At 70.3% G+C, this 22,797-nt stretch carries 24 protein-coding genes and 1 pseudogene; 14 read left to right on the forward strand and 11 right to left on the reverse strand.

Annotated features, from left to right (window positions below):
• Nucleotides 1-326: 326 nt before the first annotated feature.
• Entirely contained in the window at nt 327-1,037 is a 711-nt protein-coding gene (locus BMZ92_RS06680) for an SDR family oxidoreductase (RefSeq protein ID WP_091504871.1), read from the reverse strand.
• Between BMZ92_RS06680 and BMZ92_RS06685 the strand changes: the two are divergent.
• The 4 genes and pseudogenes from BMZ92_RS06685 to hisS form a co-directional block, all read left to right on the forward strand.
• Nucleotides 1,036-1,737, forward strand: a pseudogene (locus tag BMZ92_RS06685) (helix-turn-helix transcriptional regulator); the annotation flags it as partial. The gene BMZ92_RS06680 and the pseudogene BMZ92_RS06685 overlap by 2 nt on opposite strands.
• A 249-nt stretch (nt 1,738-1,986) precedes the next feature.
• Nucleotides 1,987-2,439: a flavodoxin family protein gene (locus tag BMZ92_RS06690; RefSeq protein WP_091504872.1), complete on the forward strand. Its 453-nt coding sequence runs from the start codon at nt 1,987-1,989 to the stop codon at nt 2,437-2,439.
• Nucleotides 2,440-2,472: 33 nt separating this feature from the next.
• The gene (locus tag BMZ92_RS06695) at nt 2,473-2,865 is read left to right on the forward strand and encodes a hypothetical protein (RefSeq protein ID WP_091504873.1); all 393 of its coding nucleotides are present in this window, start codon (nt 2,473-2,475) and stop codon (nt 2,863-2,865) included.
• Nucleotides 2,866-2,911: 46 nt separating this feature from the next.
• Complete coding sequence (gene hisS, locus BMZ92_RS06700; protein WP_091505182.1) at nt 2,912-4,201, forward strand: histidine--tRNA ligase; 1,290 nt, start codon at nt 2,912-2,914, stop codon at nt 4,199-4,201.
• A gap of 41 nt (nt 4,202-4,242) precedes the next feature.
• Here the strand turns inward: hisS and BMZ92_RS06705 are convergent, their stop codons facing one another.
• Both BMZ92_RS06705 and BMZ92_RS06710 read right to left on the reverse strand, forming a co-directional pair.
• Nucleotides 4,243-5,223, reverse strand: a complete 981-nt coding sequence (locus BMZ92_RS06705) for an aldo/keto reductase (RefSeq protein ID WP_177228564.1) — start codon at nt 5,221-5,223, stop codon at nt 4,243-4,245.
• Nucleotides 5,220-5,621, reverse strand: coding sequence for a MerR family transcriptional regulator (locus BMZ92_RS06710; RefSeq protein ID WP_091504874.1), 402 nt, complete (start codon nt 5,619-5,621; stop codon nt 5,220-5,222). Before BMZ92_RS06710 ends, BMZ92_RS06705 begins: the two co-directional genes overlap by 4 nt.
• Nucleotides 5,622-5,704: 83 nt before the next feature.
• Between BMZ92_RS06710 and BMZ92_RS06715 the strand changes: the two genes are divergently transcribed.
• Both BMZ92_RS06715 and BMZ92_RS06720 read left to right on the forward strand, forming a co-directional pair.
• Nucleotides 5,705-6,298: a TetR/AcrR family transcriptional regulator gene (locus BMZ92_RS06715; RefSeq protein WP_091504875.1), complete on the forward strand. Its 594-nt coding sequence runs from the start codon at nt 5,705-5,707 to the stop codon at nt 6,296-6,298.
• Between the two features lie 9 nt (nt 6,299-6,307).
• A complete protein-coding gene (locus BMZ92_RS06720) occupies nt 6,308-6,847 on the forward strand; it encodes a DinB family protein (RefSeq protein ID WP_091504876.1) in 540 nt (179 codons plus the stop codon).
• A gap of 3 nt (nt 6,848-6,850) precedes the next feature.
• Here BMZ92_RS06720 and upp read toward each other — a convergent pair whose 3' ends face one another.
• Nucleotides 6,851-7,474, reverse strand: a complete 624-nt coding sequence (gene upp / locus BMZ92_RS06725; RefSeq protein WP_091504877.1) for a uracil phosphoribosyltransferase — start codon at nt 7,472-7,474, stop codon at nt 6,851-6,853.
• 78 nt (nt 7,475-7,552) lie between these two features.
• Here upp and BMZ92_RS06730 point away from each other — a divergent pair, with 78 nt between their 5' ends.
• The 4 genes from BMZ92_RS06730 to BMZ92_RS06745 are packed head-to-tail and all read left to right on the forward strand — an operon-like array spanning nt 7,553 to nt 11,440.
• Nucleotides 7,553-8,158 (forward strand): DUF1707 SHOCT-like domain-containing protein, encoded by a 606-nt coding sequence (locus BMZ92_RS06730; protein WP_091504878.1) that lies wholly within the window; start codon nt 7,553-7,555, stop codon nt 8,156-8,158.
• On the forward strand, nt 8,155-9,108 hold the full coding sequence (deoC, locus tag BMZ92_RS06735) for a deoxyribose-phosphate aldolase (protein WP_091504879.1): 954 nt from the start codon (nt 8,155-8,157) through the stop codon (nt 9,106-9,108). Before BMZ92_RS06730 ends, deoC begins: the two co-directional genes overlap by 4 nt.
• Entirely contained in the window at nt 9,109-10,593 is a 1,485-nt protein-coding gene (locus BMZ92_RS06740; protein ID WP_091504880.1) for an aldehyde dehydrogenase family protein, read from the forward strand.
• Entirely contained in the window at nt 10,586-11,440 is an 855-nt protein-coding gene (locus BMZ92_RS06745; protein WP_091504881.1) for an aldehyde dehydrogenase family protein, read from the forward strand. Before BMZ92_RS06740 ends, BMZ92_RS06745 begins: the two co-directional genes overlap by 8 nt.
• Before the next feature lie 187 nt (nt 11,441-11,627).
• Here BMZ92_RS06745 and BMZ92_RS06750 read toward each other — a convergent pair whose 3' ends face one another.
• Both BMZ92_RS06750 and BMZ92_RS06755 read right to left on the reverse strand, forming a co-directional pair.
• The gene (locus tag BMZ92_RS06750) at nt 11,628-12,287 is read right to left on the reverse strand and encodes a cutinase family protein (RefSeq protein WP_091504882.1); all 660 of its coding nucleotides are present in this window, start codon (nt 12,285-12,287) and stop codon (nt 11,628-11,630) included.
• Between the two features lie 90 nt (nt 12,288-12,377).
• Complete coding sequence (locus BMZ92_RS06755) at nt 12,378-13,013, reverse strand: TetR/AcrR family transcriptional regulator (RefSeq protein ID WP_091504883.1); 636 nt, start codon at nt 13,011-13,013, stop codon at nt 12,378-12,380.
• Nucleotides 13,014-13,196: 183 nt separating this feature from the next.
• On the opposite strand from BMZ92_RS06755, the gene BMZ92_RS06760 reads away from it, so the two are divergent.
• The 3 genes from BMZ92_RS06760 (at nt 13,197) to BMZ92_RS06770 (ending at nt 15,816) form a co-directional block, all read left to right on the forward strand.
• Nucleotides 13,197-14,306, forward strand: a complete 1,110-nt coding sequence (locus BMZ92_RS06760) for a cytochrome P450 (protein WP_091504884.1) — start codon at nt 13,197-13,199, stop codon at nt 14,304-14,306.
• 133 nt (nt 14,307-14,439) lie between these two features.
• A complete protein-coding gene (locus BMZ92_RS06765) occupies nt 14,440-15,618 on the forward strand; it encodes a cytochrome P450 (protein ID WP_177228565.1) in 1,179 nt (392 codons plus the stop codon).
• A gap of 9 nt (nt 15,619-15,627) precedes the next feature.
• Nucleotides 15,628-15,816: a ferredoxin gene (locus BMZ92_RS06770; RefSeq protein WP_091504885.1), complete on the forward strand. Its 189-nt coding sequence runs from the start codon at nt 15,628-15,630 to the stop codon at nt 15,814-15,816.
• A gap of 438 nt (nt 15,817-16,254) precedes the next feature.
• Here BMZ92_RS06770 and BMZ92_RS06775 read toward each other — a convergent pair whose 3' ends face one another.
• The 4 genes from BMZ92_RS06775 to BMZ92_RS06790 are packed head-to-tail and all read right to left on the reverse strand — an operon-like array spanning nt 16,255 to nt 20,342.
• Nucleotides 16,255-17,082: a carbohydrate ABC transporter permease gene (locus BMZ92_RS06775; RefSeq protein ID WP_091504886.1), complete on the reverse strand. Its 828-nt coding sequence runs from the start codon at nt 17,080-17,082 to the stop codon at nt 16,255-16,257.
• Entirely contained in the window at nt 17,079-18,008 is a 930-nt protein-coding gene (locus tag BMZ92_RS06780; RefSeq protein WP_091504887.1) for a carbohydrate ABC transporter permease, read from the reverse strand. The genes BMZ92_RS06775 and BMZ92_RS06780 overlap by 4 nt, the downstream gene beginning before the upstream one ends.
• Nucleotides 18,005-19,345 (reverse strand): ABC transporter substrate-binding protein, encoded by a 1,341-nt coding sequence (locus tag BMZ92_RS06785; protein WP_091504888.1) that lies wholly within the window; start codon nt 19,343-19,345, stop codon nt 18,005-18,007. Before BMZ92_RS06785 ends, BMZ92_RS06780 begins: the two co-directional genes overlap by 4 nt.
• Nucleotides 19,338-20,342: a zinc-dependent alcohol dehydrogenase family protein gene (locus BMZ92_RS06790; RefSeq protein WP_091504889.1), complete on the reverse strand. Its 1,005-nt coding sequence runs from the start codon at nt 20,340-20,342 to the stop codon at nt 19,338-19,340. Before BMZ92_RS06790 ends, BMZ92_RS06785 begins: the two co-directional genes overlap by 8 nt.
• A gap of 151 nt (nt 20,343-20,493) precedes the next feature.
• On the opposite strand from BMZ92_RS06790, the gene BMZ92_RS06795 reads away from it, so the two are divergent.
• Nucleotides 20,494-21,420, forward strand: coding sequence for a sugar-binding transcriptional regulator (locus BMZ92_RS06795; protein ID WP_091505186.1), 927 nt, complete (start codon nt 20,494-20,496; stop codon nt 21,418-21,420).
• Here BMZ92_RS06795 and BMZ92_RS06800 read toward each other — a convergent pair.
• Nucleotides 21,409-22,680 (reverse strand): cytochrome P450, encoded by a 1,272-nt coding sequence (locus BMZ92_RS06800; RefSeq protein ID WP_177228566.1) that lies wholly within the window; start codon nt 22,678-22,680, stop codon nt 21,409-21,411. The two genes, BMZ92_RS06795 and BMZ92_RS06800, sit on opposite strands and share 12 nt — an antisense overlap.
• Between the last annotated feature and the right edge of the window lie 117 nt (nt 22,681-22,797).

The following is a 22,797-nucleotide window of genomic DNA, read 5'->3' on the forward strand; positions in this document are numbered from 1 at the left end:
TAGTCAATCTCAAAGGAACCCCAAAACGAGGTTCAAACATAAAGCTCTACTGGCTTAGTTCACTAGCACACTGTTGAGTTCTCAAACAACACGCAATTTGTGTTTCTCGGTCTGGGCCAGACTCTACCCCACCGGTAATCCGGAGATTTCCTCGGGGGGTGGACATCCGTCCAGGCCAGGACCACCCACTCTACCACCGATCAGTGGGAGCTTGGTTCGTGGCCCCGCGCCGCCCGGTCTCCCTGGCGACGAAGAGAAGATTACACACCCTGGAACCCCCCTGGAACAGGGGGGTCCGTTAACCACAAAACAGCAGGTCAGAACGGTTACCAGGGCACGATCCCGGCTTCGGCGAGGAACTGACCGGACGGGACGTCGTCGGCGGCCAGTGCGACTCGGGCGATCACCGCGGCACCGTCGGCGGCGGTCCGCGACCCGCGGTACTCGTTGAGGTCCGTCGCGCACAGGCCGGGCGCGGCGGCGTTCACCTTGATCCCGTCGGCCGCGAGCTCGTGCGCGTACATGACGGTGAGGGAGTTGACCGCGGACTTCGACGTGCTGTACGCGAGCAGCATGGGGTGGTCGGCGTACCACCCCGGGTCGCTGCTGATGGCGAGCGAGCCCAGCTCGCTGGACACGTTCACGATCCGCGGCGAGGTGGAGCGGCGCAGCAGGGGGAGGAAGGCGTTGGTCACCCGGACGACGCCGAAGACGTTCGTCTCGTAGGCGGTCCGCACCACCTCGGCCGTCGTCTCGCTCGGCCGCGCCTGCCCCGGGGGGTTGATGCCGGCGTTGTTCACCAGGATGTCGAGCCGGCCGTACCGCTGGTCGACCTCCTTCGCGGCGGCCTCCACCGATTCCTGGTCGGTGACGTCGATGGTGAGGGCGCTCGCCCCCAGCTCTTCGGCGGCGGCCTGGCCGCGCGCGGCGTCCCGCGAGCCGATGAGCACGGTGACCCCCTCGGCCAGCAACAGCCGCGCGGTCTCCCTGCCGATTCCCTTGTTGGCGCCCGTGACCAGGGCGATCTTCTCGTTCATGCCTCCACCCTCGGCGCTGGGGCGCACCGGTGGCAGAGACCGTTCAACCAGGGACCGGCGGTCCCTGGCAGCAACCACCGGCACGCCGCAGACTGGGGACGTGGACCGGAAAGGACTGGCGGACTTCCTGCGGACGAGGCGGGCGAAACTGCAGCCGCGGGACGTCGGGCTGCCCGCCGGACTGCGCAGGCGGACTCCCGGCCTGCGCCGGGAGGAGGTGGCAGGCCTGGCCGCGATCTCCACGGACTACTACACGCGGCTCGAGCAGGCTCGCGGGCCACAGCCCTCGCGGCAGGTGCTGACGGGGATCGGGCGGGCGCTGCGGCTGTCCGACGAGGAGCGGGCCCACCTGTTCCACCTCGCGGGCGAGGTGCCGGACCTGCCCCCTGGGCCGTCGCGCGAGGTCACGCCCGGTCTGCTGCACCTGATCGACCGGCTGGACGACGCCGTCGCGTACGTCACCGACATCGCCTTCGACGTGCTGGCGTGGAACCCGCTCGCCTCCGCGCTGATGGGTGACCTGACGAGGTTCGGCCGCCGCGAGCGCAACCTCGCCCGGCGCCACTTCCTGCCCCAGCCCGACGACGGCTTCCGCTGGTACCACTCGGACTTCGGCCGGACCGCCGTCGGCAGGCTGCGCACCGCGGCGGCGAAGTACCCCGACGACACGTACGTGCGGGAACTCGTCGACGAGCTGCGCGCGGGCAGTGACGAGTTCGCGGAGCTCTGGTCCCGGCATGACGTCGTGGCGCACCCGGCGCAAGGCACTCTGGCACCCGCTGGTCGGCGAGTTCGAGGTCGACTGCGAGGTGCTGCTGGTTTCCGAGCGGGACCAGCAGCTGGTGCTGTTCACCACCGAGCCCGGCACGTCCGGGCACGAGGCGCTGCAGCTGCTCAAGGTCGTCGGCACGCAGGACCTGGGACAGGTGAGCCACTAGGTTCGGCTGCCATGCCGACCCTGCTGATCGTCCACCACACACCTTCGCCGAACGTGCAGGCGATGTTCGAGGCCGTCGTGGCCGGAGCGACCACCGACGAGCTCGAAGGGGTGTCGGTCGTCCGCAAGCCCGCGCTCGCGGCCACCGCGCCCGACGTGCTCGCCGCCGACGGCTTCCTCCTCGGCACGCCCGCGAACCTCGGGTACATGTCCGGCGCGCTCAAGCACTTCTTCGACACCGTCTACTACCCCTGCCTCGACGCCACCCGCGGACGGCCGTTCGGCTACTACGTGCACGGCGGCAGCGACGTCGCCGGGACCGTCCGGGGCATCGAGGCGATCACGACCGGGCTGGGCTGGCAGCAGGTCGCCGCCGCGGTCACCGTCACCGGCGAGCCGGGCAAGGGCGACCTGGAGGCCTGCTGGGAGCTGGGCGCGACAGTAGCGGCGCACCTGGTTCCGTGACACTGTTTTTAAAACAGTGTTATGGTCACTGGCATGACGCTCACCGGTCCTGTCCAGCTGTTCACCGTCATCGCGCTGGTGTCACTGCCCACCGTCATGTTCGGCGGCTACTCCCTGCTCGGCCTCCTGCGCAGGCGCAGGCTCACCGAGGAGCAGCGGGCGTTCTTCCGCGCCGGGCACGCGCACGCGGGCGTGCTGCTCGTCCTCGCGCTGGTCGCGCTCCAGCTGCTCGGTCAGGGCGGGCTCGGCGAAGCACTCCGCTGGGTGACGTGCTTCCTGCTCCTGTTCGGCGTCCTCGCCCAGTCCGGCGGCCTGTTCCTGCACCTGCTCCCCCGCAAGGCGCTCGCCCACCGGGTGACGGTGAGCGGCGCGGTGCTGCTGGGGGCGGCGATGCTCCTGACGGCCTGGGGTGTGGCCGTCGCCTAGCTGGATAAACTGGGCGCACACCAGTTTTCCGACCGTGAGGATCGTCGTGCCCGAGTACCTGCCGACCGCGCCGTACCGGGGGACCAGGGATTTCCTGCCCCCGGAAATGTCCGTCCGGACGCAGGTGTTCGGCCATCTCTACGACGTGCTGGAGCGGTACGGCTACCAGCGCTACGACGGGCCGGTCCTCGAATCCGCCGAGATCTACGAGCGCAAGTCCGGGCAGGAGATCGCCGACCAGCAGCTGTACACGCTGACCGACCGCGGTGGCCGCCGGCTGGCGTTGCGGCCGGAGATGACGCCGTCGGTGGCGCGGATGATCGCCGGGAACGCGGGCTCGCTGCAGTTCCCGGTGCGCTGGTACAGCCACCCGAACTGCCACCGCTACGAGCGGCCGCAGCGGGGCCGCGTGCGTGAGCACTGGCAGATCAACGCCGACATCTTCGGCTCGGACAGCGCGAACTGCGAGATCGAGATCTTCGAGCTGGTTCACGATCTGATGCGGGGCGTCGGCGCGACCGACGACATGTTCGTCGTGCGCGCCAACGACCGGAACCTGCTCTCCAGCGCGCTGACCGACCTGGTCGGGGTGACCGCCGAGCAGCTGCCGCAGGTGTTCGGGCTGGTCGACCGGTGGGAGAAGTACGACCGCGAGACCCTGGCCACGCAGGCCGAGGAGATCGGGCTGCCGGACAAGCAGTTCGAGAAGCTGGGTGACGTGCTCGGTGCCGGCACGGCGCTGCTGGACGAGCTGCCCGAGCAGGTCAAGGAGACGTCGAACCTCGTCAAGGTGCTGGCCAACGAGGCCGCGGGCCTGGTGCGGTTCGACCCGATGATCGTGCGCGGGCTGGCGTACTACACGTCCACCGTGTTCGAGGTCTTCGACACCTCGCCGGAGAACAACCGCGCGCTCTTCGGCGGCGGCCGGTACAGCGACCTCGCCGGGATGTTCACGTCGCAGCAGATCCCGGGCATCGGCTTCGGCATGGGTGACGTGACGCTGATGGACTTCCTCGGCACGCACGGCCTGACGCCGCAGCCGCGCAGCGAGGTCGACGTCGTGGTCATCCCCGTCGCCGAGGAGCTGGCCGGGGCCGCCCGGCAGGTCGCCACCGAGCTGCGGGGCGCCGGGATGCGCACGTCGACGCCGCTGGAGCTGCGCAAGCTCGGCAAGGAACTGGGCCGCGCGGACAAGGCGGGCGCCAAGGTGGTCGTGATCGTGGGCCAGGAGGACTGGGCCGCGGGCAACGTGACGGTCCGCTCGCTGGCGACGCGGGAGCAGCGCGTGGTCGCGCTGACGGAAGCCGCCGCCGCGGTCGCGGAGCTGCTGGCCTGAAAACCCGTGGTCGCGCCTGCCCAGACGCGACCACGGGGGCTTCAGCGACCCGCGTTGCGGGCCAGGTGCGCCGGGTAGCGTTCGCCGGCCACGGCGTCCTCCGGTGCCGCGGCCTCGATGCGGGCGAGGTCGTCGGCGGACAGCTCCAGCGTCGCCGCCGCGACGTTCTCCTCCAGGTACGTGCGGCGCTTCGTGCCGGGGATCGGGACGACGTCGGCGCCGCGGTGCTGCACCCACGCGAGCGCGAGCTGCCCTGGCGTGACGCCCTTTTCGGCGGCCAGCGCCCGCAGCGCTTCCACGATCGCGAGGTTGCGGTCGAAGTTCCCCTCCGCGAACCGCGGCAGGCCGCGCCGCATGTCGTCCTCCGGCAGGTCCTGGACCGACCGCACGGCGCCGGTGAGGAAACCGCGGCCCAGCGGCGAGAACGGCACGATGCCGATACCCAGCTCACGGCACACGGGCACGACCTCGTCCTCCAGCTCCCGCGTCCACAGGCTCCACTCGCTCTGCAGCGCCGTCACCGGGTGCACGGCGTGGGCGCGGCGGATGCTGTCCGCGGACGCCTCCGAGATGCCGAGGTAGCGGACCTTCCCCTCCTCGACCAGCTCGGCCAGCGCGCCCCACGTCTCCTCGATCGGCACGTCCGGGGCCACGCGGTGCTGGTAGTACAGGTCGATGTGGTCGAGGCCGAGCCGCCGCAGGGACTCCTCGCAGCACTGCCGGACGTACGCCGCGTCGCCGCGGACACCCTGCCCGTCCTCGCCGAAGACGATGCCGAACTTCGTCGCCAGCACGACCCGGTCGCGGCGGTCGGCGATCGCGCGGCCGACGAGCTCCTCGTTGGTCCCGGCGCCGTAGACGTTCGCCGTGTCGATGAGCGTCACGCCGAGGTCGAGCGCGCGGTGGATGGTGGCGATCGACTCCTCGTCGTTGTCACGCACCCCGTAGGCGTGGCTCATCCCCATGCAGCCCAGGCCCTGCGCGCCCACTTCCAGCGCACCGAGCTTCCTCGTCGGGATCACGCCGACATCTCCTCCACGGTCACCCCGACGGCCACCATGTCGCGGCAGATCCGGTCGTAGTTGTCGATCTTGTAGTCGAGTATGTCCAAACAGGACTGCAGCTCGGCGATCCTGGCCCGCACGGAGTTCCGCTGCTCGATCAGGATGCCCATGCGGCGGGCGGCGCTCGCGTCGCCGTGGCGCCGCAGCTGCGCGTACTCGCGCATCATCTTGATGGGCATGCCGGTGGTCCGCAGGTGGGTGAGGAACTCGAGCCAGGCCAGGTCCTCGTCCGAGTAGGCCCGGCGGCCCGCCGTGTCGCGCGCCGGCGGGTCGACCAGCTTGATGCGCTCGTAGTACCGGAGCGTGTCGATGGACAGCCCGCTCCGGCGGGCGGCTTCCGCTATCGAGTAGCTCATGGTGGCTGACAGTACGACCTGGAGTGCACTCCAGGTCAACTCCCGCGGCCGGATTGATAACAGTGTTGCGATACGCTGGGACCATGCCCCGTCCTCGCACGCACGACGAAGCACTGCGGCTGCGCCTGCTCGACCGAGCCGGAGAACTGCTGTCCACGGAGGGCGCCAAGGCGCTCAGCCTGCGCAGGCTCGCCGCCGACGCCGGCACGTCGACCACCGCCGTGTACTCCCTGTTCGGCAGCAAACCGGATCTCGTCAACGCGCTGTACGCCGAGGGTTTTCACCGGTTCGGTGCGCGGATGCGGGCGGTCGAGCGGACCGGGGACGCCGTCGAGGACCTCGTGCGGCTGGGACTGGTCTACCGGGAGAGCGCGCTCGCCGACCCGCACCTCTACTCGGTCATGTTCACGACCGCCGTCCCGGGCTTCGAGCCCACCGAGGAGGCCCAGCGGCTCGGACGGGAGGCGCTCGCGCCGCTGGTCGAGGTCGTGCGGAACGGGGTCGAGTCGGGCCAGTTCGAGGACGTCGCACCCGAAACGATCGCCATCAGCGCGTGGGGCCTGGTGCACGGGCTCGTTTCGCTCGAACTCAACGGCACCCTGCCACCGGACTTCGACGTGGCCTCGTCCTACGAAACCGCGCTGCGCGCACACGCCGGGGGGTGGCGGCGCCACTAGACTCCGGCCGTGACCGTCATCGACGAGCAGGGCCGCCCCGAACCCCCGGTCGCGGCGGGCGAAACCGCCACGGTGCTGGGCTTCCTGGAGTTCCAGCGTGCGACCTTCGAGTGGAAGTGCGCCGGGCTGGACGCCGACGGCCTCACCGCGACGGTCGGCGCCTCCACCATGACGCTCGGCGGGATGCTCAAGCACCTCGCGTGGGTCGAGGACCACTGGTTCTCCCGGCGGCTGTTCGGGCACGACCCGCTGCCGGTGTTCACCGGGATCGACTGGCAGGCCGAGCCCGACTGGGAGTGGACGACGGCCGCCGCCGACAGCCCGGAGGAACTCCGCACGCTGTGGCAGGACACCGTGGCCCGCTCCCGCGAGCTGGTCGACGAGGCGCTCGCGGACGGCGGGCTCGACCGGATGGCGGTCCAGCCGTGGCAGGACGGGCGTGTGCCCAACCTGCGCTGGATCGTCTGCCACATGATCGAGGAGTACGCCCGGCACAACGGCCACGCGGACCTCCTCCGCGAGGCCGTCGACGGGGAGACCGGGGAATAGCCCTCAGCGCGGCCCGTACTGCCGGTCGCCCGCGTCGCCGAGGCCCGGCACGATGAAGCCCGAGTCGTTGAGCCGCTCGTCCACGCTCGCCGTCACCACGCGCACCGGCAGGCCGGACTCCTCCAGCCGCTTCAGCCCTTCCGGGGCCGCCAGCGCGCAGATCGCCGTCACGTCCGTGGCACCGCGCTCGGCGAGCAGCTGGATCGTGTAGACCATCGAACCGCCCGTGGCGAGCATCGGGTCGAGCACGAACACCGGCCGGGAGGCGAGGCTTTCCGGCAGCGACTCCAGGTACGGCGTCGGCTGCAGGGTCTCCTCGTCGCGGGCGAGGCCCACGAAGCCCATCTGCGCGTCGGGGATCAGCTTGTGCGCCTGGTCGGCCATGCCGAGGCCGGCCCGCAGCACCGGCACGAGCAGCGGCGGGTTCGCCAGCCGGTACCCCTGGGTGCGGGCGACCGGGGTGTGGATGCGCTCGGCCCGCACCGGAGCTTCGCGGGTGGCTTCGTAGATCAGCATCACGGTCAGCTCGTGCAGCGCGGCGCGGAAGGCGGCGCTGTCGGTGCGGGCGTCCCGCATGGTCGAGAGCCTGTCCTTGGCCAGGGGGTGGTCGACTACCAGGACGTCCATGGGGAAAAGGTACCCGCCGCGCGGGCCGGTGCCGCTACGCTCACCTGCGTGACGGAGGGGACCCCGGAAAGACCACCGATGCGGGCGTCGGACGCCGACCGCGAGCGGGTGGCGCAGATCCTGCACAACGCGTTGTCCGAAGGCCGGATCACCGTGGCCGAGCTGGAAGAACGGCTCGACACGGTGTACGCGGCGAAGACGCTCGTGGAGCTGGAGCCGCCGATCGCGGACCTGCCGGGCGTGTCGGTGGGCAAGGCCGTCGCGCACGCCCCGTCGCAGGCGGTGGACACGCGCATCGGCGGGATCCCGGGCTCGCAGGCGTCCATCGCGGTGATGTCCGGGGCCAACCGCAAGGGCAACTGGGTGGTGCCGCCGAACCACACGAGCTTCGCGTTCTGGGGCGGCGTCGAGCTCGACCTGCGGGGCGCGCGCTTCGCCGAGCGCCACTCCACCATCACGGCGATCGCGATCATGGGCGGGATCGACATCGTGGTGCCCGACGACATCGTGGTGGACGTCAACGGCATCGGGCTCATGGGTGCGTTCGAGAGCCAGGACCACGCGGGCGCCACCGCCGTGCCGCCGCCGGGCGCGCCGACGGTGAAGATCACGGGTTTCGCCTTCTGGGGTGGCGTCACAGTTCATCGGAAGCCGCGAAAGCAGCAACCTACTATCGAGGGGTGAGCACACCTACTCTCCCGGCGGGGCTCGACGACGCGACCCGCGACGACGCCAGCCTGCGCCGGTTCCTGCACGGCCTGCCCGGCGTCGACCAGGTCGGCGTCGAGGCCAGGGCCGCTTCGCTGGGCACGCGCAGCATCAAGAAGGCCGCCAAGCTCTGGGCCATCGACACCGCGATCTCGATGGTCGACCTGACCACCCTCGAAGGCGCCGACACCCGGGGCAAGGTCCGCGCGCTGGCCGCGAAGGCCAAGCTGCCCGACCCCGAGCGGCCCGGCACCCCGCGGGTCGCCGCCGTCTGCGTCTACCCCGACCTCGTCGCCACGGCGGTGGAAAGCCTGCGCGGCACGGGGATCGGCGTGGCGAGCGTCGCGACCGCGTTCCCCTCCGGGCGGACCAGCCGGGAGATCAAGCTCGCCGAGGTCGAGTTCGCCGTGGCCGCCGGGGCCACCGAGGTCGACATGGTGATCGACCGCGGCGCGTTCCTCGAAGGCCGCTACGGGCAGGTGTTCGAGGAGATCCAGGCGGTCAAGGCCGCCTGCGGTGACGCGCACCTGAAGGTCATCCTCGAGACGGGCGAACTGGCCACGTACGACAACGTGCGCCGGGCGTCGTGGCTCGCGCTGCTCGCGGGCGGTGACTTCATCAAGACCTCCACCGGCAAGGTCTCCCCCGCCGCGACGCTGCCGGTCACGCACGTGATGCTGCAGGCCGTCCGCGACTGGTTCACCAGCACCGGCGAACTGCGGGGCGTCAAGCCCGCCGGTGGTATCCGGACGACCAAGGACGCGATCAAGTACCTGGTGGCGGTGCACGAGGTCGCCGGTGAGCAGTGGCTCACGCCGGAGCTGTTCCGGTTCGGCGCGTCCAGCCTCCTCAACGACCTGCTGCTGCAGCGGCGCACCCAGCTCGACGGCCACTACAGCGGCCCTGACTACGTGACGGTGGACTAGATGCCCGCCCGTCGCCCGACCACCACCCCCGATGGAGACGCTTTGCGCCGCCAATCTTTATTCGAATACGCCCCCGCGCCAGAATCGCGCGACCTGGCGAACCTCAAACCCAGCTACCGGCCTTTCGTCGACGGCGAGTTCGTCGACGGCTCCGGCGAGCCGCTCAAGACCATCAACCCCGCCACGGAGGAGATCCTCGCGGAGGTCGGCACGGCGAGTGAGTCTGATGTGGACACCGCCGTGAAGGCGGCGCGGCGGGCCTACGACAAGGTGTGGGGCCGGATGCCCGGCACCGAGCGCGCGAAGTACCTGTTCCGCATCGCGCGCCTGATCCAGGAGCGGTCGCGTGAGCTGGCCGTGCTGGAGACGCTCGACAACGGCAAGCCGATCAAGGAGTCGCGCGACTCGGACCTGCCGACGGTCGCGGCGCACTTCTTCTACCACGCGGGCTGGGCGGACAAGCTCGAGTACGCGGGCTTCGGCCCCGAGCCGAAGCCGCTCGGCGTGGCCGGGCAGATCATCCCGTGGAACTTCCCGCTGCTGATGCTGGCGTGGAAGATCGCGCCAGCGCTCGCGACGGGGAACACCGTGGTGCTCAAGCCCGCGGAGACGACCCCGTTGACGGCGCTGGTGTTCGCGGAGATCTGCCAGCAGGCCGACCTGCCGCCGGGCGTGGTGAACATCCTGCCGGGCGCCGGGGACGTCGGTTCGTGGCTGGTGCGGCACGAGGGCATCGACAAGATCGCCTTCACCGGGTCCACCGAGGTCGGCAAGCTGATCCAGCGCGAGGTCGCGGGCACGCCGAAACGGCTGACGCTGGAGCTGGGCGGCAAGGCGGCGAACATCGTGTTCGACGACGCGCCGCTGGACCAGGCCGTCGAGGGCATCGTGAACGGGATCTTCTTCAACCAGGGGCACGTGTGCTGCGCGGGCTCGCGGCTGCTCGTGCAGGAGTCCATTGCGGACGAACTGCTGGAGAAGCTGCGGTACCGCGTCTCGACGATGAGGCTGGGCGACCCGCTGGACAAGAACACCGACATCGGCGCGATCAACTCCGCGGAGCAGCTGGCGAAGATCCGCGAGCTCGTCGACTCCGGCGAGGCCGAGGGCGCGCAGCGGTGGACCAGCTCGTGCCCGGTGCCGGAGCGCGGGTTCTTCTTCGCCCCCACGGTGTTCTCCGACGTGCACCAGTCGATGCGGATCGCGCGCGAGGAGATCTTCGGGCCGGTGCTGTCGGTGCTCACGTTCCGCACGCCCGACGAGGCGGTGGCCAAGGCGAACAACACGCCGTACGGGCTGTCGGCGGGGATCTGGACCGAGAAGGGGTCGCGGATCCTGTCCGTCGCGAACCGGCTGCGTGCCGGGGTCGTCTGGGCGAACACGTTCAACCGCTTCGACCCGGCCGCGCCGTTCGGCGGGTACCAGGAGTCGGGCTTCGGCCGTGAAGGTGGCCGCATCGGCCTGGAGGGGTACTTGGATGTCTGACCGGATCGCTGTCGCGAAGACCTACAAGCTGTTCATCGGCGGAAAGTTCCCGCGGTCGGAGTCGGGCCGGGTGTACCCGGTGACGGACGACAAGGGCAAGTTCCTCGCCAACGCCGCGCAGGCGTCCCGCAAGGACGTCCGCGACGCGGTTTCCGCTGCCCGCAAGGCTTTCCCCGGCTGGTCCGGCGCCACGGCGTACAACCGAGGGCAGGTGCTGTACCGGGTGGCCGAGATGCTCGAGGGCCGGCGGGACCAGTTCATCGCCGAGGTGTCGGCGTCCGAGGGTTCCCGGCATGCGGCGTCCACTGTGGACGCCGCGATCGACCGCTGGGTGTGGTACGCGGGCTGGACCAACAAGATCGCGAGCGTCCTCGGCGCTGCGAACCCCGTTGCGGGGCCGTACTTCTCGTTCACCGTGCCGGAGCCGACCGGGGTGGTCGGGGTGCTGGCGCCGCAGCGGTCGTCGTTGCTGGGGCTGGTGAGCGTGCTGGCGCCGGTGCTCGCGACGGGCTGCACGGCGGTCGTGGTGAGCAGCGAGGAACGGCCGTTGCCCGCGATCACGCTGTCCGAGGTGCTCGCGACGTCCGACCTGCCCGGCGGGGTGGCGAACATCCTCACCGGGCGCGCGGCGGAACTGGGCCCGTGGCTGGCTTCGCACGCCGACGTGAACGCGCTGGACCCGACGGGCGCGGAGGACAGGGCCGCCCTGGCGCGCGACGCCGCGGGCACGGTGAAGCGGGTGCTGAACGTGCCCGCCGAGGAGCCGGACTGGACGCTGCGGCCGGACATCACGCGCCTGCGCCGCTACCTGGAGGCGAAGACCGTCTGGCACCCGATGGGGAACTGAGCGAGAAGATCGCCTCGCGGTCCGGTTCGCGCTCGCACCGCGCGACCTTGGCACCCCGGAGTGACTCGCCCGCTTGCGAGCCCCCATGCGGCCGGAGAGCCGGTTCGCGCTCGTACCGCACGGCCTCAGCCGCCGCCGGGCGCCGACACCGGCGGCCCCTTTCCCGGGGCCGCCGGTGTCCGCTGCTTCAGGACGCGTTGTACTGCTTCGCGATGAAGGCGGCGGCCGTGTTCACGCTGCCGTCGTTCGGGTAGCTCAGGTGTCCGTAGCCGGGGCCCGTGCCGGTGCCGCCGCAGACGGTGTCACCGCGGTTGCAGAACTCCAGCGACTTCGGGCCGTACGTCGGGCTGGCGGTCTTGATGGTCTGGCCGTAAAGCCCGAGCGGGTTGCCGAACGCGACGACCGCCACCACGCGGGAGGCCAGGTCCGTGGGAATGGTCTGCCCGGTGCCCAGGTAGGTGCGGATCCCGATCGCGATGTCGGTGACGCTCGCGCCCTGCGAGTAGCCGCCGATCGCGAACTTCGTGTCCGGGCACTGCGCGGCGGTCGTCTTGATGTGGTTGCTCATGTCGGTCGCGCCGGGGCCGGCGCTCGTCTGGTCGTAGCTGGCCGCGTAGTTCACGGCGTACGACGAGACCGAGGACGAGCCGACCGCCGACTTCACGGCGGACACCAGCGGAGTGCCGACGACGCCCAGCCCCGGCACCTCGCCGCTCCCGCGGGCGAAGACGACCTCCAGCGAGGAGCACGTGGCCTTCGCGTCCGCCGCGGCGGCCGGGAGCGCGGCGGCGGTCAGTGCGAAGGTGGCGGCGGCGAGCGCCGTGAGCAGCCGGGTGATGCGGACCATGACGTCAGTTCCTTTCTCGAACGCGACGAGTCGGAAAATAAGTCACGGCCGTAACGCCCGCATCGGCATATCCGCCAGTCCCGGCGGGAGTCAGCGCCTGCGGAGATCGTCCCCGGTCACGGGACGGCCGGGCAGCGGCGCGCCCGGCCGGGCGCGCAGTGCGTCGAGCATGAGCGCCAGGACGCGGTCGTGCACCTGGAGCTCCTCGTCCGGGGGCGCGGGCAGCCGCTTGAGCAGCAGCGACACGAGCACCGCCACGTCACCGGCTCCGACGTCGGCGCGCATCACGCCCTCACGCTGCGCCTCGCCGACGAGGTTCTCCAAGATCTCGAGGATCGCATCCCGGTAGCGCTGGGTCTCCGGGTCGTCGCGGACGACGGTCCACGCCTGCTGGGACAGCAGGGCGAGGTGCATGCTCAACCGCAGCGGGCGCGAACCGCTGAGCAGCCGCACCAGCGCGTCCCACGCCGTCGGCTCCTCGGCCGCCGCGGCCTCGGCCTCGGCGAGCATCTGCGCGAAGTTGTCCTGGGCGACCGCGCGGATGAGCGCGTCCCGGTCCGGGAAGCGGCGGTAGAGCGTGCCGACGCCGACCCCGGCCCGGCGGGCGATCTCCTCCATCGGTACGTCGAGGCCCTTTTCCAGGAACATCGCCTTCGCCGCCGCCACGATCTGGTCGCGGTTGCGCCGGGCGTCGGCACGCAGGCGGACCTCCGGGTCAGCGGTCATGTCCCGATTGTCGCATCCCACGGGAGGTGGACGAAGTCCTTCCGGTTCGGTAGCGTCGGCAAAGAAGTGGAAGGTGTTCGTCCGCATACTCACAGTACGGATCGGGGTGGAACCGTGACCACTGCTTCGCCGCTTCCCATCACGAGAACCTGTCCCTTCGCGCCACGCGAGGAACACCGCCGGATGCAGGAGGAGGAACCCATCTCCCGGGTGACGCTGCCCGACGGCCGCGAAGGCTGGGCGCTCACCCGGCACGAGGACATCCGGACCATGCTGACCGACCCCCGGTTCAGCTCCGACCGGCGCAACCCGGGCTTCCCGCTCCTGGTCGAGCGGCAGCAGCAGCCGCCGCTCTTCCGCGCGTCCCTGATCGGGATGGACCCGCCCGAGCACGGGCCGGCCCGCCGGGCGGTGGTCGGGGAGTTCACCGTCAAGCGGATGGCCGCGTTGCGCCCGCGCATCCAGGAGATCGTCGACGAGCACCTCGACGCGATGCTCGCCGGCCCGAAACCCGCGGACCTCGTGCGGGCGCTGTCCCTGCCGGTGCCGTCGCTGGTGATCTGCGAACTGCTCGGCGTGCCCTACGCCGACCACGAGTTCTTCCAGGAGCGGTCCGCAAAGCTGCTGCGGCGCACCACCCCGGCCGAGGAGCGCTCGACGGCGGTCAACGAGCTGCGGGACTACCTGTTCGACCTGCTCGAAAAGAAGGCGCAGGCACCCGGTGACGACCTGCTCAGCAGGCAGCTGGCGAAGCAGGACGACCGCGAGGAGCTGGTCAGCCTCGGGTTCCTGCTGCTCATCGCCGGGCACGAGACCACGGCGAACATGATCTCGCTCGGCACCATCACGCTGCTGGAGCACCCCGAGGCGCTCGCCGTGATCCGCGAAGACCCGGCGAAGACCCCGGACGCCGTCGAGGAACTGCTGCGGTACTTCACGATCGCCGAACTGGCGAACTCGCGCGTGGCCGTCGAGGACGTCGAACTCGGCGGGGTGCTCATCCGCAAGGGCGAGGGCGTCATCGCGCTCGGCAACACGGCGAACCGGGATCCGGAGGCCTTCGAGCGCCCTGACGACTTCGACATCGAACGCGGCGCCCGGCACCACATCGCCTTCGGCTTCGGGGCGCACCAGTGCCTCGGCCAGAACCTCGCGCGGATGGAGCTGCAGATCGTGTTCGACACGCTGTTCCGCCGCGTGCCGACGCTCCGGCTGGCGAAACCGGCGGACGAGCTGCCGTACAAGGAGGACGCGGCGGTCTACGGGGTGTACGAACTTCCCGTGACCTGGTGAAGGTAAGTGGTGGGGAGCGAGCGGGCAGACCCGGCACGGGCTCGTGGACGGCGGTGCCCCGGCTCGGTAGCGTCGGGCCCCGCACGTCGCCGGAGTTCGTCCGCAATTCCCAGTCTCGGATCGGGGTGGAACCGTGACCACTGCTTCGCCGCTCCCCATCACCAGGAGCTGTCCGTTCGCGCCACGCGAGGAACACCGCGCGCTCCGCGACGAGACCCCCGTGGCCAGGGTGGTCCTGCCCAACGGCCGTGAGCTCTGGGCGCTGACCAGGCTCCAGGACATCCGGACGATGCTCACCGACCCGCGGTTCAGCTCCGACCGGAGCCACCCCGGCTTCCCGGTGCTGACCGGGCAGCAGCAGACGACGACCAACCTGCGGGTGTCCATGATCGGCATGGACCCGCCGGAACACGGGCCCGTCCGCCGGTCCGTGCTCCGCGACTTCACGGTCAAGCGGGTGGCCGCGTTGCGTCCCCGCATCCAGGAGGTCGTCGACGAGCACCTCGACGCGATGCTCGCCGGCCCGAAGCCGGCCGACCTCGTGCAGGCGCTGTCCCTGCCGGTCTCGTCGTTGATCATCTGCGAACTGCTCGGCGTGCCCTACGCCGACCACGAGTTCTTCCAGGAGCAGTCGGCGAAACTGCTCCGGCGCACAGCTCCGCGCGAGGAACTCGCGGCGGCGCTCGGCGCGCTGCAGAAGTACCTGCTGGAGCTGGTCCAGCGGAAGGAACGCGAGCCGGGCGACGACCTGCTGACCAGGCAGCTGCCGAGGTACGACGACCAGCGGGAACTGGTCGGCCTCGCCTTCCTGCTGCTCGTCGCCGGGCACGAGACCACCGCGAACATGATCTCGCTGGGCACGATCATGCTGCTGGAGCACCCCGAGGCGCTCGCCGCGATCCGCGAGGACCCGGCGAAGGTGCCGAACGCGGTCGAGGAGTTGTTGCGCTACTTCACGATCGCGGAGTACGCGAGCCGCCGCGTCGCCGTCGAGGACGTCGAACTCGGGGGCGTGCGCATCCGCGCCGGTGACGGCGTGCTGCCGCTGGGAGCCATCGCCAACCGCGACCCGGAAGCGTTCGACAACCCCGACGAATTCGACATCGAACGCGGTGCCCGGCACCACATCGCCTTCGGCTTCGGGGCGCACCAGTGCCTCGGCCAGAACCTCGCGCGGATGGAACTGCAGGTCGTCTTCGAGACGTTGTTCCAGCGCGCACCGAGCCTGCGGCTCGCCGTCCCGTCCGGCGAACTGCAGTACAAGGACGACGGGATCGTCTACGGGGTGTACGAACTTCCCGTGACCTGGTAAGGGGAAACCATGCGAATCGTGGCCGACACCGATGTCTGCGTTGGCGCCGGGCAGTGCGTGCTCACCGACCCGAAGACCTTCGACCAGAGCGAGGAGGACGGCACGGTCATCGTCCTCGCCGAGCACCCCGCCGACGAGCAGAAGGCGCGCGAGGCGGTGCACATCTGCCCGAGCCAGGCCCTGTCGATCGAGGAGTGACCCGGGGTTTTGAGGGTCGGCGCGCAGCCGCGCGGCGGCCGAGCGGGCGAACCGGGTGATCGACTCGGCGGCCCGCTCGCGCCGTTCGCGCAACTGCGCCTGGTCCGCGGCGGCCTCGACGTCCCCGATGACCGCGATGGTCCGCTCGGCCAGCGACGCCAGCTCGGCGTCCACCATCCGGTAGTAGGCGGCCCACGCCTCGGTCCTCGCGGCGTAGAAGGCGTCGGCCGCGGCCAGCTGGACCGCCTCGTCAGCGCCCTCGTGGCGGCGGTACCAGCGGTCGCCCGCGAGCCGCCGCGCCTGGCCGGCCAAGGCGGCGAACTCCGCGCACGCCGCCTGCAGTTCCTGGTCCAGCCGCTCCGTACGGGCGGCGCGCCGCGACCAGCCCGCAAAGGCAGGTCGGCGGCGCGCCGCCGGTGCCCCCCGCTCCTCAGCGCGTTACTTCACCGCGCCCATCGACAGGCCGCGGACGAGGTGGTTCTGCGCGATCCAGCCGACGATCATCACCGGCAGGGACGCCAGCAGCGCCGCCGCGGACAGCTGCGCCCAGTACAGGCCCTCGCTCGTGATGAACCCGACCAGGAACACCGGCACCGTGCCGGCGCGGGCCGCGGTCAGGTTCACCGCGTAGAAGAACTCCGTCCACGAGAAGATGACGCAGATCAACGCGGTCGCCGCGATGCCGGGCGCCACCACGGGCAGGATCACCCGGTACAGCAGCAACGGCAGCTTCGCGCCGTCCACCCGGCCCGCCTCGATCATCTCCGTCGGCACCTCGAGGAAGAACGAGCGCAGCATCCAGATCGCCAGCGGCAGGTTCATCGCGGTGTAGAGGATGATCAGCACCAGCACGTTGTCCAGCAGCTGCGTCCGCTGCGAGATCACATACAGCGGGATGATCGCCGCGACGATCGGCAGCATCTTCGTGGATAGGAAGAAGCCCAGCACGTTGCTGGTCTTCGGCACCGGCGCGAGCGAAAGCGCGTACGCCGCGGGCACGCCCACCAGCAGCACGATCAGCGTGGACACGACCGTCACGAACGCGGAGTTCGCCAGGTACGGCAGGAAACCGCGCTCGATGATGTTCGCGAACTGCGACAGCGTCGGCGAGAAGAACAGGCGCGGCGGATCGGTGTAGGCGTCGGCCTCCTGCTTGAAGGAGGTCAGCACCATCCAGATCAGCGGGAACACGAACAGGATCGCGATGACCCAGGTGACCACGCTCAGCGAAATCCCGCCCGCGCGGCGTTGTGCGTGCGTCGTCATTTCACACCCCTGCTCACGTCGAAGGTGCGGAACATCAGCCGCAGCGCGAACGTCGCCACGATCAGCGTCAGCACGACCGTCACCACGCCCATCGCGGACGACTGGCCGATGTCGAAGCCCTGGAACGCGCGCTGGTAGATGTAGTACGGCAGGTTCGTGCTGGCCGTGCCCGGCCCGCCCTGCGTCATCAGGAAGATCGCGTCGAAGCTGTTCACGATGTAGATCGCGCCCAGCAGCACGGAAAGCTGGATGTAGCGCGACAGGTGCGGCAGGGTGATCGACGCGAACGTGCGCCACTTCCCCGCCCCGTCCACCGAAGCGGCCTCCAGCACGTCCTTCGGCTGGCTCTGCAGCCCGGCCAGGAGCAGCAGCATCATGAACGGCGTCCACTGCCACACGATCTGCGCCATCACCGACGCCAGCGGGAACTCCGACAACCAGTCCGTGTCCCCGCCGAACACGAAGTTCAGCAGCCCGTACGTCGGGTCGAACATCGTGGTCTTCCACAGCAGCGCCCCGGCGGCGGGCAGGATCAGGAACGGCGTGATGAGCAGCGTGCGCACCACCCCGCGGCCGAGGAACTTGCGGTCGAGCAGCAGCGCCAGCCCGAGCCCGAGCACCAGCGCGACGAACACGCACACCACCGTGATCAGCACGGTGTTGAGCAGCGCGCCGCGGAACTGGCTGTCGGTGAACACGTCGGCGTAGTTCCGCAGGCCGACGAAGTGCTGCGAGCCGGGGCGGACGAGGTTCCACGACTGGAACGAGTAGATCACCGTGACCACGAACGGGATCTGCGTCACGATGATGGTGAACAACAGCGCGGGCAGCAACGGCGCCCGGCGGGCCCACGCGCCGGAGCGCGAGCGGGTCCTGGCCGTCGTGGCGCGGGCGGGGGTTTCCAGTGAGGGAGCTACCGCAGTCATTTCGTCTCCCGGTAGGACTCGCCGACGGTCTGCGCGTACTTCTGGGACTGCTCCAGTGCCTCGTCGACCGAGACCTGCCCGGCGATGGCGGCGGACAGCTCCTGGCTGACGCGCGTGCCGAGGTCCTGGAACTCGGGGATGCCGACGAACTGGATGCCAGTGTAGGGCACCGGCGTCACGTGCACGTTCTCCGGTTTCGCCGCGTCGATGCTGTCCAGCGTCGGCTGGGCGTAGGCCTTCGCGGCTTCGCGGTACTCGGGGATGTCGTAAGTGGACAGACGGCAGCCCGGCGGCACGCGGTTCCAGCCGTAGGTCTTGCCGACCAGCTGCACGAACTCCTTGCCGGTCATCCAGTTCAGGAAGTTCCACGCGGCCTGCTTGTCCTTGGCCACCTTGGGGATCGCGAGCGACCACGTGTAGAGCCAGCCGCTGGACTGGGTACGCACGACGGGCGCGGCGACGTAACCGGACTTGCCGACGACCTTGCTGTTCTCGGGGTCCTCGTTGGTGCCCGCCATGACCGTGGCGTCGTACCACATCGCGGCCTGCCCCTGGGCGTACCGCGTGCCGCACTCCGAGAACCCGGCGCTCGACGCCCCGACCTCACCGTGGTTGCGCACCAGGTCGACGTAGAAGTTCGCCGCCTGCTTGAACTCCGGCGAGGTCAGCTGCGCGTTCCAGTTCTGGTCGAACCACGAGGCGCCGAACGTGTTCGCGACGGTGTCGAACGGGGCGAGGTTCTCGCCCCAGCCCGGCTTGCCCCGCAGGCAGATACCGGAGATCCCGGCCGCCTTGTCGTCGAGCTTCGCGGCGAAGTCGGCGATCTGCTGCCAAGTCGGGTGCTCGGGCATGGTCAGCCCGGCCTTCTCGAACAGGTCCTTGCGGTAGGCCAGGAACGACGACTCGCCGTAGAACGGCACCGCGTACAGGGAACCGTTGTAGGACAACGACTCCTTGATGCTCGGGATGAAGTCGCCCGGGTCGTAGCCGGGGGTACGGTCGACGTAGGGCTGCAGGTTCTCCAGCCAGCCGTTCGCCGCCCACTGGGGGGTCTCGTAGTTGCTGATCATCACCACGTCGAACTCGCCGCCCTGCGTGGCGGTGGAGGCGGTGATCTTCGCGCGGGCCTGGTTCTCCGGCAGCGACACGAACTTCAGGTTCACGCCGGGGTTGGCCCGCTCGAACTCGCCGGACAGCGAAATCGCGTCGTTCATCTGCGGGTTGGCCACGATGGCGATGACGAGCGTCCGCCCGCCCGAGCCGATCGCGCCGGCACCGGCGCAGCCCGTCAGCGCGAGCAGTGCGGCGACCGCCAGCAGGGCGAGGCGCTTACGCATCGGTCCCTCCCGGCAGCACCTGCACCTTCAGCCCCGCACCACTGCGCATGAGGTCCAGTGCTTCCGGGAACTTCTCGAGTGGAAGCGCGTCGGTGAGCAGCGCCCTGGTGTCGATCGCGCCACCGGCGACCAGGTCGAGCGCGGCCCCGTAGGAGTGCAGTACTGCCATCGAACCCACCACCGTGATCTCGTCGTTGTAGATACGGAAGGGAGAAAGCGCTATCCGGGCCTCGGCGGGCGCGACCCCGAACACCAGGAACCGGCCGCCGCGGCGCAGCGCGTCGAACGCGGCCTCCATCGCGGGCGCGGCACCGGTGCAGTCGACGGAGGCGTCGAACCGCTCACCGTCCAGTTCGGACACGTCACCGGCGACGGCGTGCGCGCCGAGGTCCTTGGCCCGCGGCAGGCGGCTGGTGTTGCGGTCCACCATCGTGACCCGCGCGCCCGCCCGCTGCAGGAGCTGCTGCATGATCAGGCCCATCGTGCCGGCCCCGACGACGAGAAAGCGCTCTCCCGCCTCGACGCCGATCCGGCGCACGCCGTGCACGGCGCAGGAAACCGGCTCGACGAGCGCACCCTCCTGCCAGCTCAGGTGGTCGGGCAGGCGGTAGCAGTTCGCCGAGGGCACGGCGACGTACTCGGCGAAGGCGCCGTCCACCGTGTCGCCGGTGGCGCCCCAGTTCTCGCAGAGGTTGCCGTGGCCCGCGCGGCACGGGTCGCAGTACCCGCAGAACAGCGACGGGTCGACCGCGACCCGGTCACCCACCTGCCAGCCGCCCGGCACGTCCGGCCCGACCTCGACGATCTCGCCGGCGAACTCGTGGCCGGGGACGATCGGGTACGGGGTGGGCGGGAAGTGGCCGTCGGCGATGTGCAGGTCCGTACCGCAGATCCCGGTGGCGCCCACCTTGACCACCACCTGGCGTTCCCCGGGGGTGGGGTCGGGCACCTCGCCGACCCGAATCGAACCCGGCTGGTCAACGATCGCGGCCCGCACTCCGGCTCACCTCTCCCTGCGCTCAAATGAGCGCGTCACGACACTGTGGTCCTATGCATGCCCGAGCATTAGAGGACTTTCGCCCATACCTCGTCAACCAGCAGGACGCTATAGTGCTCAAGTGAGCGTCAAGCGGAATCTCGCGGACACGATGACCTCGGCCGTCATCGCCCACCGGTTCTACGTGGGCGGCCGGTCCAAGATCGAGATCGCCGAGGAGTTCGGCATCAGCCGCTTCAAGGTCGCCCGCGTGCTCGACTGGGCGCGCGAGAGCGGGCTGGTGCGCATCGACTTCGACCTGCCGGTGCCGGTGGACGTGAAGCTGTCGGACCAGGTGCGGGCGGCCTACGAGCTGGACCAGTGCTTCGTGCTCGACCGCACCGCGAGCGAGGGCGAGCGGCCGGAGGTGCGGCGGCGCATCGGCGCGGTCGCGGCGCGGCTGCTGTCGGAGATCGTCACGGAGAACGACGTGCTCGGGTTGTCGTGGGCGCGCTCGGTGAACGTCACGACGGAGGCCGTGCGCAGGCTGCCGAAGGTCCCGGTGGTCCAGCTGTGCGGGGTGCAGGCGGGCATCGACAGCCGGGACCGCTCGGTGGAGACGGTGGCCCGGCTGGCCGCGACCTCGGGCGGCGAGGCGTACCCGATCTACGGCCCGCTCGTGCTGCCCGACCGGCGCACGACGGAGATCCTGCGGCGGCAGCCGGGGATCGCGGAGACGTTCGGCCAGTTCAAGAACCTGACGAAAGCCGTGGTGAGCATCGGCGCGTGGCTGCCCGGTGAGTCCACTGTGTACGACGCCGTGCACCCGGACGAGCGCAGGGCGATCGCCGAGCGCGGCGCGAAGGCGGAGGTCGCGGCGCGGCTGTTCGACGGCGAGGGCAAGCCGATGGACACCGGGCTGGCGCACCACGTCCTCGCGATCAGCACGGAGGAACTGCTGCGCGTGCCCGAGGTCATCGCACTCGGCTACACGGCCCCCAAAGCCGAGGCGATCGACGCCGTGCTGCGCTCGGGCCTGGTGTCCACGCTCATCACGGACACCCCGGCCGCCATCCGCCTGCCCCGGCTAGCGGGTTAGCGACACCGGCAGGGTGTCGACGCCGTAGACGACGGACGTCTGGCGGTACGCGAGCTCGTCCGGCGCGACGGCCAGGTGCATGTCCGGGAACCGGCGCACGAGCGCGGGGTACGCGGCACGCAGCTCCATCCGCGCCAGCTCCGCGCCGATGCACCGGTGCACGCCCCAGCCGAACGCCAGGTGCGACGACGGCTCACGCGTGGCGTCGAAGGTTTCCATGTCCTCGCCCAGCTTCGCGTCCCGGTTCGCGCCGCTGAGCGACACGAACACGACGTCGCCCTTCGCGATGCGCGCGCCCGCGATCTCGACGTCTTCCTTGGCGAAGCGCGGGAAGGCCACCTGCACCACCGTCAGGTACCGCAGCAGTTCCTCGACGAACGGGTTCACCGACTCGTCGTCGTCCCGCACGCGCTCGAACGTTTCGCGGTCGCGCAGCAGCACGATCGCGCCCAGCGCCAGCATGCTCGCGGTCGTCTCCAGCCCACCGGTGAGCACGCCGTCGGCCAGCCCGGCCAGCTCGACGTCGGAGATCTCGTCGCCGTGCTCCTTGATGAGCATCCCGAGCAGCCCGTCCCCCGGCGACTCGCGCTGCTTCTTGACGATCTCCATCAGGTACGACAGGGACTCCGAAATCGCCCCGAAGGACGCGCCCGCCCCGGCGAACAGGTCGAACCGGACGGTGCTCAGCCGCTGGAAGTCCGCGCGGTCGGCGTAGGAGACGCCGAGCAGCTCGCAGATCGTGAGCGACGGGATCGGCAGCGCGTAGGACTGCATGAGGTCGACCGGACCCTCGGCCGCCGCCATCGCTTTCAGCTGGTCTTCGATGATCTCGTCGATGCGCGGCGTGAGCCGGCTCAGGCGGCGCATCGTGAACTCGGGCGTCAGCAGCTTGCGCAGCCGCGTGTGGTCCGGCGGGTCGGCGAACCCGAGGCCGCCGGGGTTCTGCTCCGCGGACATCCCCGCCGTGCCCACGAGGTTGGTGTAGTCGTTGCTGAACTTGCCCGCCGCGGCCAGCACTTCCTTGGCCTCGTCGTAGCCGGTGACCAGCCACGCGCGCAGCCCGAACGGCAGCTTGAGCCGGGCGATGGGTTCCGTCCCGCGCTTGTGCCCCAACTCCGGCACCGGGTCGAGGCCGGTGCGGCGCAACGGCATCAGGGTGGATTCGGGCAGCAGGGAAAGCAGGTCCACGCCCTTCTTCTGCTTCCGCTGGATGTACTTGCGCCCTGCCCACCCGATCACCCGGGAGCGAAGATCGGTCATGGTCCGGATGCTACACGCGGGAACCCGCAGCTCCGCCCGTGTTTGTCGGCCTCCCCACTTCGCGGTAACAGCCCGCGCACTGTCACTCACCCAGGTGAGTCAAAGCACCCACACCGG

Source organism: Amycolatopsis sacchari, from assembly GCF_900114035.1.
GTDB lineage: Bacteria > Actinomycetota > Actinomycetes > Mycobacteriales > Pseudonocardiaceae > Amycolatopsis_E > Amycolatopsis_E sacchari.